Genomic DNA, 11,090 nt, shown 5'->3' with positions numbered 1-11,090 from the left:
GTGGCACGCCTTTCAGGGTGCTGTTGAATAGGGGTACGACAGACCGGGGGTGTCGCTGCGCTCCACACCCCGGCTAAACTCTTTGAACCCTGAGGGTTCTCGGCTTCGGCCTCAGGAACTCATGCGAAGAAGTGAGGATCTTCTACAGCTTGTCTAGTCCGAATTTCTGGAGGCAAAGATGAGAGAGGTCTGCCGCACTCCATAGAGCGACAACACATTCGCGAGTTGACCAAACAAAACACGCGTCCGGGCGCATGGAGTTCCTGCTTCAGCAGGTTCGGGGTCCCCGCCTCGTGTTCGGGGTGAGCCACAACGTCTCCTTCAGGGCTGTGTCGAACTCGCAGGAGCGAATGCTCCTTAAGTTTCATTGCCGAAACGCACAGATATCAGTAAGAATGGTTGAGTGAAATCTAAGGAAATGCTGGGCTGGGTCAGGCTGTGGCGTAGGGTGAGTTCAGGTTGGCTGTTCCTCCTACTCGTGAGTTCGTCCGGCTGGATCGGAGCCCAAGGCATTGACCCCGATCTGCGCGTCGGCATCACCCGGGCCAATCGAGACATCGTTCTGAACTGGTTTGCCTCCAATGGGGTTCCTTACCAGGTGCAGTCGAGCACCGTCCTGTCGAACTGGGTCGATTCCAGTCTGGTGCTCACTGGTCGCGGATCCTTGTTCTTCGTTACGAACCCCATCGGCCGACTGAATCGTAATTTTTACCGAGTCAACCGCCTCCCGACACCGGCAAATCTCACGGCAAGCTTCAATCCTTCGACCGGAATTCTAACCATCCTAGGCGACGCCCAGGTCAACGCGATCACCGTGAGTCGGAATGCTGCTGGCGCAATCCGAGTGAACGGCGGCGCTGTTGCCGTCACCGGTGGCTCCCCCACAGTCGCCAATACGGTGCTGATTCGCATCTTCGGTCGGGAAGGGGACGATGTCTTGACACTCGACGAAGCGAACGGCGCGCTCCCCAAAAGCGAGATGTTCGGCGAAGCGGGCAACGACTCGCTCACCGGGGGTTCCGGCGTCGACCTGCTCGATGGAGGTCCCGGCAACGACACATTGCTCGGCAAGGGCGGATCCGATGTTTTGTTTGGCCGTTCCGGCAACGACACGCTGGTGGGCGGTGATGCCGACGATCAGGTGAATGGCGATGAGGACAATGATCGTCTGGTCTGGAATCCGGGCGACGATACGGATCGTAACGAGGGCGGCACCGGAACCGACACGGTGGAGGTCAACGGCGGTAACGGTGCAGAACAGTTCACCACCACGGCTAACGGCGCGCGCGTGCGCTTCGATCGGATCAACCCCGCGCCCTTCTCCATCGACATCGGCACCTCAGAGAACCTCGTGGTCAACATGAATGGAGGAAATGATTCTTTTTCGGCGGTCGGCAACCTGGCCGCATTAATCCAGATCACCGTCGATGGCGGCTCAGGTGACGATACGATTCTCGGAAGCAATGGACCCGACGTGCTGCTGGGGGGCGACAACAACGATGTGATCGACGGTCAACAAGGTAACGACGTGGCGCTTTTGGGCGCGGGTGACGACACGTTTCAGTGGGATCCGGGCGATGGGAGCGACACCGTCGAAGGTCAGGCGGGGACGGATAAACTGCTCTTCAACGGCAGCGCCGCCAATGAGATCTTTGACGTGACGGTCAACGGCAGCCGCGTGCGGTTTTTCCGCAATTTGGGTAACATCGTGATGGACCTCAACGGGGTCGAAACTCTCGACGTTAACGCGTTGGGTGGTGCGGATAATGTCTCCGTAAGTAGTCTGTCGGGGACGGGTCTGAGCACTGTTAACGTCAGCCTGGCGAGTGTTATTGGCGGCTCGGCGGGCGACGGTGCGGCGGATATTGTGACTGTCAACGGCAGCAATAGCCCCGACCCGCTCGATATCCTTGGCGCGGGGTCTTCGGTGTCAGTCCTCGGGCTGACGCCTCAGGTCCGAATCGCCCATTCGGAGGGAGCCAACGATTCGCTCGTTGTGAACGCTCTGGGTGGAGACGATACCGTGACTGCGACCACCTTGCCGGCCGGTGTCATCAAGTTGACGATCGATGGTGGTGCCGACAAAGACAGGCTGCTGGGATCCCAAGGGGCCGACGTCCTTTTCGGTGGTGCCGGGAGCGACTTCATTTTTGGCGACAACGGGAACGATGTCGCCTTCATGGGCTCCGACAACGACGTGTTTCAGTGGGATCCTGGGGACGGTAACGACACGGTTGAGGGGCAAGATGGAGTGGATACACTGCTGTTCTTTGGCTCCAACGCTGCGGAGAACGTGGATGTCGCGGCCAACGGCGGTCGCGTGGTGTTCTTTCGCGATGTAGCCAACGTGACGATGGATCTCAACGATGTGGAGACGCTTGAGCTGCGTGCGCTCGGGGGCGCCGACGGCATCGTCATCGGTGACCTGAGCGGCACGGATATGACCGCCATCGGGCTTGATCTGCGGGGAGCCGGCGGCGCAGGGGACGGCACGGCTGACACGGTCACGGTGAACGGCACCCAAGGCGCGGATACCTTTGGCGTTCGGAGCAACGCCGGACGCGTGAGTATTTTCGGGCTGCACACCGGGGTCAACGTGTTGTCCGCCGAACCGGCGAACGACCGTCTCACCCTTAATGGGCTCGGTGGAGACGATGTTCTGGACGCCTCTGCGCTGGAGGCTTCGGCCCTCCAACTCACGATGAATGGCGGACTCGGCAACGATTTGCTCCGGGGCAGCGCGGGCAACGATTTGATGACTGGCGGCGACGGCACTGACACCGCGCTGATGGGAGCCGGCGACGATACCTTCGTCTGGAATCCCGGCGATGACAACGACACCATTGAAGGGCAGGCGGGCACGGACCGGCTGCTTTTCAATGGAGCCAATATTGCGGAGAACATCGGCGTCTCGGCGAATGGCGGGCGAATCACGTTCTTCCGCAACATTGCCAATGTGGTGATGGATTTGAACGACACCGAGATCATCGACTTTAACGCGTTGGGAGGTGCGGATGTCATTACTGTAGGCGATCTGGCGGGCACCGACGTGACCTCGGTCAACCTGAACCTGTCAGGAGTGAACGGCGGAACTACCGGGGATGGACAGGCGGACGCCGTGCTGGTGCAGGGTACAGCGGCCGACGATGTGATCGTGCTCACGGGTGGCGCCACCGGAGTCTCTATTGTGGGTCTCAGCACCCAAGTCAACATCACGGGCGCAGAGGCTGCCGTGGATCGCGTGACGGTCAATGCGCTAGCTGGCGATGATGTCGTGGAGGGCTCGGGCCTGGTTGCCGGGGCGATCCAGCTTAGGGCCGACGGCGGTCCTGGTAACGACGTTTTGATCGGGGGTGCCGGCAACGACATCCTCGTGGGCGGTGACAATGATGACGTGCTACTCGGCGGACCCGGACTTGATGTCTTAGATGGCGGGCTGGGTGATAACGTTGTGATCCAGGACTGAGTCCGATATTCAGCGATTCATCGGTCGCTCCTGGGCGGAAGGAGCCTGAACCCGCAGGGTTCACAGACATTAGACGGGGGTGCTGGCACCCCCGGAATCCGCAGAATCTCTGAGCATCGCGCAGCGATGCCACCAGCTCCTGAGGCGAGCATCAACCGTCATCAGGAAACCGTATCCGTTCGTTCGTCAGGCCGGTTGCCTGCGGGTTCGGACCTTCTTCCCGCCGCAGTAATGAAAGCCAAGGATTGGTGGGTTCTGCGCAAATCTGGTGCTTCTGCGCTCGCACGCCCCCCTTATGCTGGATGAGTCTCCGCATCGGCGGGGGATGAACTATGTCTACGCGTCCGCTCACTCAACCTTCTTCCTTGAACTCGCTGCCTTTGAGCAGCTCGGAGGAACGTCCAGGGCCGAAGCGCTGTCCCAGCCGAGATAAGCGACTGCACCCTAACGAGGCCTCCTCGGCGCGAAAGTGGGTCAATGGGCGGGAGTTGTGTGCGGAGCCTTTCCGGTTGTTTTTCCCGCTGGCTACGCTGGCGGGTGTGCTGGGGGTGTTGCTTTGGCCGGCCATGATTTGGGGTTGGATCCAGAACTATCCCGGTCCCAGCCATGCCCGGTTGATGATCCATGGATTCTTTGGAGGATTCATTTTGGGGTTCATGGGCACCGCCATGCCGCGGTTGGTAGATTCCCGGCCGTTCAATGCACGGGAGGTGGGACTGCTCCTGACTGGGTTCACGGGAAGCGTGATAGCCAACACTCTCGGATCCAATGGATGGGGAGACATCCTCTTCGTCCTGGGCTTGGGGAGCCTGTTCTTCTTGCTACGAGCGCGTTGCCATTCCGGGAAGACCCAACTTCCGGCGACCTTCATTCTCGTCGCTTTCGGTTTTCTTTCAGCGATCGCCGGCTTAGCGTTGCAGGCGGCCTCCCGCTGGTGGGAGACCCCTTTCCAGCTCGTTCTGCTCGGCAAACTTCTGAGCTATCATGCGTTCATCCTCCTCGCCGTGATGGGTGCGGGCGGGTTTTTGCTGCCGCGGTTTCTCGGAACCGGCGTTCGGAGGAAGGCCAGCGACGAGGCGCAAGCGGCGTCCTTTCGTCGGATGGATCTGCACGCCGCGCAGGTGGCAGCGTTCCTTGCCTTGTTGAGCTATGGGATGGAGGCGCTGGGTTGGCCGGTGTGGGCGGCCATGGTTCGGGGAGCCTGTGTCACTGCCTTCTTCTGCTACCACATTCCTGTGGAGCGCTTACGCTGGAGTTGGAGCGGTGTGCATCCGCTGCTTCTCACCGGTCTCGGTTGCATTCCGGTGGGCATTCTCGCCGCCGCTTGGCTGCCCGGAGCCCGTGTCGGGCTGCTTCACTTCGAATTGATGGGAGGATTCGGACTCATCACCTTGGGCGTGGCCACGCGGGTTGTCCTGGGTCATAGCGGAGGACGTAGCCGACTTGAACGGACTCATCCTGTTCTTCTGTCAGTTCTGACTTTGGTCCTGCTGGGGCTGTTGTCGCGGGTGTCAGGAGAGTTCCTACCCCACATTCAGATCAGCCATTATCTCTATGCGGCCTTCGCGTGGGTCGCCGGATTGATCCTTTGGGCGTGCTGGGTGCTGCCGGGGGTCATGCGTCCCGACCCCGAGGGCTGAGGGGAACGCCGGTTTTCCAGGCAACTCGACAAAGTTTGCGAGTAACTTCCCGCCCAGAATGGGTAGGAGCCGCGAAATTGAGAATCGCTGAGGTTGCGGTTCTTCCCATGAACCGATCGCACGCTTCGGTGCCTCGAAACACGAAACGGAACGAAGTTAACAGGAACAGTGGATGAGCGTTTAGCCGATCAACTCCTTCCTCCCATGGCCCTAGCGGGGGGTGGCAGCTTTTCGCTCCTGCGTCACTTTTTTAACTTCCAGCCCTCTGCGTTCACATCGAGCGCGCTGTGACCTCGGTATTGATCATAGACGCGCTCCATCTCCTCGATGCTGTCGAACCAACCGATGACGAAGGCTCCGCCGAACGACTCGCCGGCTTTCACGGGTCGCTCACCGATCTCATGGATGAAGCACACATAGCCGGTGCGTTGATGACACCAGGCCTCTGAGGTATCGCTAGGGTTGAGCACCATGCCGGCTAGCCACGGACCGTCCGCGCCCGTCTTCGGGTCGCGTGTGCGATAGGCGCGGATCATGCGCTGAGGGACGCCATCGCGGTCGCGTCGATAATTGAACTTCTCGTCCGGCGCGAAATCGTTGAAGAACTCGGTGGCGGGAATCCTTCCGCGGTAGCTCAGGTAGATCTCGCTGAACGTGTCGCCGCGTGTGTGCTTCAGATGTCCCGGCAGGTCCTGTCGAAAGAAAAGAGCATCGCCCGCGTTGCGACTCAGAATGCGGTCGGATGAGATGAAATATCGCTTGCCCGCGGGGAAGACCAGGGTCTGCTTCCATTCTGAGCCCGTCTGCTTGCCCGGAGCGGCGATGGTATAGTTCCAACGTTGCTCGACCGCGACAAAGTCCCGACCCTGGATTACTCGTGGCTGGAGCTCCTTGGCTTGGGTGCAAATTTGGGGTCCCTCGATGCTGCGCTTGGGTGTCTTGCCGTGATAGGCGTTGTTGAAGTCGTAGGGCAGATCGCCAGTTAACTGGCTGCGATAGGCCGCATCGCTGCCCGGCTCCATGATCCAATCCTGAATGTCCAGGCCGAAGCCGAGGTCGCGCGCGCCGGTTTTCTTATCCAGAAGGCTGCCTGCTTCCACTCCGCTCACGTAACCCTTTTTCTTGATGGACGCTTCCAGCACCGATCCACGCAGTGTGATGCGTTCTGCTGTTTCCTCGACGGAGAACGGATGCGCTCTGTCTTCCTGAGCCTGGATCGGCATCGGCGTGGCCGAGCACAGCAGTAACAGCGCGGCCGCCCGCAGAATCCGGGCGCTCGTGAGACGAGTCGGGCGGGGTGTGGTTGGGATTCTCGAATCGGGGCCTGCCAATCCAACCGATGTTGTCGGGGTAGCCATAGAGCTTAGCGGGTATGAACGCTACTTTTGTCGGCTAACCTAGAGCTGTCGATCGAGGAAAGTCGATGCCTTTGTGTTCGCGGCCTCGCAGCAAACACCGCCAGCGCGATGGCACGGGCTGTTGTGAGGTGCGGGAACCTCATGGCATCGCGCCGGCGGCGTTTGCTACGAGGAGGCACTGCGTGCTGGAACATCTGATCCCGGTGGCAGGACATCATCCTTGCCGCTAGAGATCGATACTAGACAAGCTGGGCAATATGGCAGGTTCTCACCTTGGTGTTAGGGAGCCCGAACCCGCAGGGTTCAAAGAAATTTAGCCGGGGGTGCTCGCACCCCCGGAACTGTGAAAAGTACGGAGCATCGCGCAGCGATGCCACCGGCTCCTGAGACTTGCGTCATCCCTACTCAAGGAACCGAATCTGTTCGTCAGTCTGTTCGCCGACGGGTGGCACGCCTTTCAGGGTGCTGTTCAATAGGGGGCGACAGACCGGGGGTGTCGCTGCGCTCCACGCCCCGGCTAATCTCTTTGAGCCCTGCGGGTTCTCGGCTTCGGATTCAGGTACTAAGGCGAACAAGGTGAGAATCTCCTACAGCTTGTCAGTTTGCCGCGATCAGCGGCGAGTCGTTTCAGGCTGGAGTCCTTGCGTCATGGAGTGGGAGGGAACTTGAATGCGGCAATTCTGATCACGGATCACGCTTCGCTTTGGCTCGGGTGGAGGAATTCGCTTGTGGCGCTTTGCGATGGGGAGAATAGTGGGCCGTATTCGAATTGTCCGATCCCCACACTTTTCCTTTTATCTCGTGCACTATTTCCTCATTGCTCTGCAGTTGATCGTAGCCGTCGGGATCCTCAACGTCTGGCTGCTCCGCTCCCGCAGGGCGACCCCGTATCGTGGGGGCGAGGCTAAGACCCTCCGCGAAGAATTTGCCGCCTATGGGCTGCCGTTCTGGTTCATGTGCCTGATCGGCGCACTCAAGGTGTGCCTTGCGCTCGCCCTCATTATAGCCATTTGGGTTCATCCGCTCGCCCGACCTGCTGCGATCGGCTTGGGATTGTTGATGCTGGGAGCGTTCGTCATGCATCTCAAAGTGAAAGACCCGATCGAAAAGTCGCTCCCAGCCATCGGCGTTCTCGCGATGTGTACCGCCATCGCGCTCTTCTAGCAGCAACACCCGCCGACGCAATGGCACGGCTCTTGTGAGGTTCGGAAAACGTGTCGAGTTGCCTTCCAAAACAGCGTTTGCCTACAAGCCCTGGAGGAGCCGCTGTGAGAGGCTGCATGGGACGGAATGATCTGGCGTGAAGGAACAGCGGTGTCGTGCCACCGCGGTCCATAGGGCGCTCGTGCTCTCCAATGACGTGGGTATCTGGGTGGCTCTATGGAGCGCGGAGACATGTCTCCGACCAAAACGCCCCCAAACTCAGGTAACCGTTCAGCGCCAGGTAAATCAGCGCTGGTAAGGTCTGGAGTAGAGTGTCTTTGATTCTGATGCGGACGCCGACTGCGATCATCATCATCAGCGCGAGCCCAGCTGAAGCCGCTTGTCCCATCCACGGATAGCTCAGTCCCGCCAACAACCCCATCCCCGCCAAGACCTGCAACCCACCCACCAGTTTTCGTTGCGATCCGAGGTGGTAACGTTCGAACTCTCGTCTCATCTGTGAGGACACGAAGCACGCCGACCCATAAGCGAGGAATGACAGGGCGGAGAACAGGATCAAGACTACATTCAAGGACGCCACCTTGGGGCATTCTCCCTCCCGTGCCTACTTGAATCTTACCTCCGGTTAGCAGAGGGGCAGGGGGGTGAGTATTCCGGGCGAGGCTGTTTTCAACCCCATGCTGGCAAAGGCTCTCGTTCCCTTGTATGTGGATGGACCTTCAGCTAGAATGATTGCCACTGGTATGCACCCACACTCACGCAGCTTCGGCGCGCTCGGGAAACGAACGGTAGTCTTCCTCGGTTTGGCACTTGCCTCCTGGATTCAGGCTGCGCCGGGACAGGCGCAAACCACCATCCCGGCGGCCATTCCCCGCGAGATCCGGGATATCTCCGGGTGGCAGGTGCTTGTCCAAACCAAATTGCTGGAGACGGAGCGCAACGCCACGGAGCATGCGCTGGGTTTGCTCCAGAAGATGCTGGATGAGATTGTTCGCGTGGTTCCCCCGACGGCCGTGAAGGAATTGAGGCGAATACCTTTGTATTTCTCACCCGCCTATCAGCCTAGCCGGACGGGCGCCGAGTATCATCCCGATGCCGGCTGGCTTCGCGCCAACGGCCGCGATCCGATGATGGCGCGCGCGGTTGAGTTCTCTGGTGTTGCCGACTTCGAAAAAGAGATGAATCGGATGCCGAACTTCGTCCTCCACGAACTTGCCCATGGCTATCACCATCGCGTGCTCCAGGATGGCTTTTCGAACGCCTCCATCAAAGCGGCCTTCGAACGTGCCAAAGCGGGTGGTAAATACGAGCTCGTCGAACGGTGGTTTGGCAACGGGAAACCCAACACCCGCGAGCGTGCCTACGCGATGACCAACCCGATGGAATATTTCGCGGAGGCCACCGAGGCTTATTTTGTGCGCAACGACTTCTTTCCCTTCACCCGGGACGAGCTGAAGCTGCACGATCCGGAGATGTTGACACTGCTGGAGAAGCTGTGGACGAAGCCATGAAAATGGAACAACGTCCACATTCCTAAGCCCAGCCCGTGGCGATTGTTAAAGCCAGCAGACTTAGGATAGTAAATCTATGCTGCATTCCGGTTCTCCCCAGGGCGTCAGGGCTGGAAAACCGCCCGATAGTATTGGAGCGGAAGGGTGGCCGGCGCGGGATCTGTCCACGTCGCCAGTCCTCCGATCGGGATGATCGTGGTGCCGAGGGGGGCCCAGTCCACAAGGTTGGTGCTCGACTCGATTTGGTAAACACCGTTGATGACCCCTTGAATGCGACTGCTAAAGGCCCCATTCAACTTCGTCGGGCTGACTAGGCGGGCCACCCCATTGATGACCTCCAACTGCACGGCGGCGGTTGTGTAGCTGGGACGGAAATAGAAGCCATCCGCGATGAACCCGCCCTGGAAGCTGGAAAACGTGCCCGTCCGTGAACCACAGGTCAGGATGGCAAATGTTTGGTTGGTGGCTGGAGTAAACCCATTGGCCAGTTCCAGCTCAAGGGCGCCGGAGAGCGCGGCGCTACCGGTGACCTGAAGTTGGCCGAAGTCCTGGCCGGGATCAGGTCCTCCGATTCTCGTTCGGATGACCGAGCCGGGCGAGAACGTGCTATTTCCAACCACTCGCACTGTGCCCGTCAAGACCTCGAGGCGGCCGGATTGGACAAAGGCGACAATCTGGATGGTGTTCGTCCCCCGGGTTGACGTCTTGCGATACACTCCTTCGTTTCGAAAGGTGGAGGTGCCGGCCCCCGCCTGGAGGAGATTTCCGTCAACCGAGACCTCAAACAATCCGGTCGGGAGGTTGTGAAAGGTAGAGTTATTCTCCAGGTTGAATGGGCCACCTATCCAGCGTGTGGTTCCTGCATTCGTGATGAAACCGCTGTTCGCCAGCGTTTTCGAACCATTGCCTGCCAAGAGCAGTGTCGACTGAGGAAGAATGGTCAGGTTGGGCGAGAGGATTCCTCCCCTCCACTCGAGGGTTCCATCCAGAGTGGCCGCCCCGCGACAGTAACCATTTGCGTAAATGAGGTTGGTCGCGGAGATGACTCCAGTCAGGGTCGCCTGGAAATTGCCGGTGTCGAGGCGCTTTACCCCCACTCCGGCAAAATGCGTGTTTTCGTAGAGCCCGGCCGGCAACTCGATCTGGGCACCGTCATCGGCGACAAAACCGTTTCCCGCGCCTGAGGTCTGAAAGGTGCGGGTTTCGAATCGGATCGTGCCCCGGTCGGCTGCTCGAACCGTCCCGGAGTTGATGAAGCTTACCACTCGAATGGAATTGGTGGAATCGCTCCCTGTTTTGACATAAGTCCCTTCGTTATGAAGAATCGAGGTTCCCGCTCCGTTCTGAAGCCAGGCTCCACCAAAGGTTACCTCGATCAAACCGTCCTTGCGGTTCATGAAATACTGGTTGTTCTCCAGGCTCAAAGCCCCGCTATTCCAACGGATTGTCCCTTGGTTGGTCACCGCCCCCCCGGTGTAGCTCTTAGCACCCCCTTCGAACACGAAGGTGCATTCCGGGGCGATGGTCATCCTCACTCGAGTGATCGATCCGGCTGACCAACTGCCCGAGTGAAGTACGGTCAGGAAAGCCTGAGCGCCGCCTGAGATCCCGCCGTTCGATGCGCTGAGCACGAGGTTGCTTACCGAAGCGCTTGCATCCAGCAGCGGGGTTCCGCTCGCGATCGTTGCGGAATCGCTAGGACCAGGAATTCCTGCGGGGAACCAGTTGGCGGGTGTGGACCAGAAGCCCCCCCCACCAACCCAGGTGTAGTGGATTTGTGCTGAAAGGCGGCTTGGGGAGAACAGAGCGGAGCAGATGAAAGCAGCCAGGAAAAGGAAGGACCCGGAAGGAATGAGATTTAACGGCTTCATAATACAGAGCAAGAACCGCTGCTTCACTCCGTCGTCATACGCCCCGCCTGGGCGCTCTTGAGCACGACGGTATGAGGCAC

At 59.4% G+C, this 11,090-nt stretch carries 7 protein-coding genes; 4 read left to right on the top strand and 3 right to left on the bottom strand.

Annotation, left to right across the window (positions count from 1 at the left end; all coding sequences use genetic code 11):
* Positions 1–403 precede the first annotated feature (403 nt).
* Together JNN07_15405 and JNN07_15400 are read left to right on the top strand one after the other, a co-directional pair.
* Positions 404–3,466, top strand: coding sequence for a hypothetical protein (locus JNN07_15405; protein MBL9169126.1), 3,063 nt, complete (start codon positions 404–406; stop codon positions 3,464–3,466).
* A 332-nt stretch (positions 3,467–3,798) separates the two neighbouring features.
* Positions 3,799–5,106 (top strand): NnrS family protein, encoded by a 1,308-nt coding sequence (locus tag JNN07_15400; protein MBL9169125.1) that lies wholly within the window; start codon positions 3,799–3,801, stop codon positions 5,104–5,106.
* 242 nt (positions 5,107–5,348) lie between these two features.
* On the opposite strand, the gene JNN07_15395 is transcribed toward JNN07_15400, so the two are convergent.
* On the bottom strand, positions 5,349–6,464 hold the full coding sequence (locus JNN07_15395; protein MBL9169124.1) for a hypothetical protein: 1,116 nt from the start codon (positions 6,462–6,464) through the stop codon (positions 5,349–5,351).
* A gap of 801 nt (positions 6,465–7,265) precedes the next feature.
* Here JNN07_15395 and JNN07_15390 point away from each other — a divergent pair.
* Positions 7,266–7,628 carry a DoxX family protein gene (locus tag JNN07_15390; GenBank protein ID MBL9169123.1) on the top strand — a complete coding sequence of 121 codons (363 nt, stop codon included), beginning with the start codon at positions 7,266–7,268 and terminating at the stop codon, positions 7,626–7,628.
* A 214-nt stretch (positions 7,629–7,842) separates the two neighbouring features.
* Here JNN07_15390 and JNN07_15385 read toward each other — a convergent pair whose 3' ends face one another.
* The gene (locus JNN07_15385) at positions 7,843–8,199 is read right to left on the bottom strand and encodes a DoxX family protein (GenBank protein ID MBL9169122.1); all 357 of its coding nucleotides are present in this window, start codon (positions 8,197–8,199) and stop codon (positions 7,843–7,845) included.
* A 172-nt stretch (positions 8,200–8,371) separates the two neighbouring features.
* Here JNN07_15385 and JNN07_15380 point away from each other — a divergent pair, with 172 nt between their 5' ends.
* Positions 8,372–9,139, top strand: coding sequence for a hypothetical protein (locus tag JNN07_15380; protein ID MBL9169121.1), 768 nt, complete (start codon positions 8,372–8,374; stop codon positions 9,137–9,139).
* Positions 9,140–9,243: 104 nt separating this feature from the next.
* Here the strand turns inward: JNN07_15380 and JNN07_15375 are convergent, their stop codons facing one another.
* Positions 9,244–11,010: a hypothetical protein gene (locus JNN07_15375; protein MBL9169120.1), complete on the bottom strand. Its 1,767-nt coding sequence runs from the start codon at positions 11,008–11,010 to the stop codon at positions 9,244–9,246.
* Positions 11,011–11,090 lie beyond the last annotated feature (80 nt).

The sequence above is a fragment of the Verrucomicrobiales bacterium genome (genome assembly GCA_016793885.1).
GTDB lineage: Bacteria > Verrucomicrobiota > Verrucomicrobiia > Limisphaerales > UBA11320 > UBA11320.
Note: the sequence above shows the minus strand (reverse complement) of the source record. Positions and strands in the feature narration are given on the sequence as shown.

Bases quoted from the DNA above. Each gene is read 5' to 3' on its own strand.
- JNN07_15375 (MBL9169120.1), bottom strand. From the start codon at position 11,010: ATGAAGCCGTTAAATCTCATTCCTTCCGGGTCCTTCCTTTTCCTGGCT.
- JNN07_15400 (MBL9169125.1), top strand. From the start codon at position 3,799: ATGTCTACGCGTCCGCTCACTCAACCTTCTTCCTTGAACTCGCTGCCT.
- JNN07_15395 (MBL9169124.1), bottom strand. From the start codon at position 6,464: ATGGCTACCCCGACAACATCGGTTGGATTGGCAGGCCCCGATTCGAGA.
- JNN07_15380 (MBL9169121.1), top strand. From the start codon at position 8,372: ATGCACCCACACTCACGCAGCTTCGGCGCGCTCGGGAAACGAACGGTA.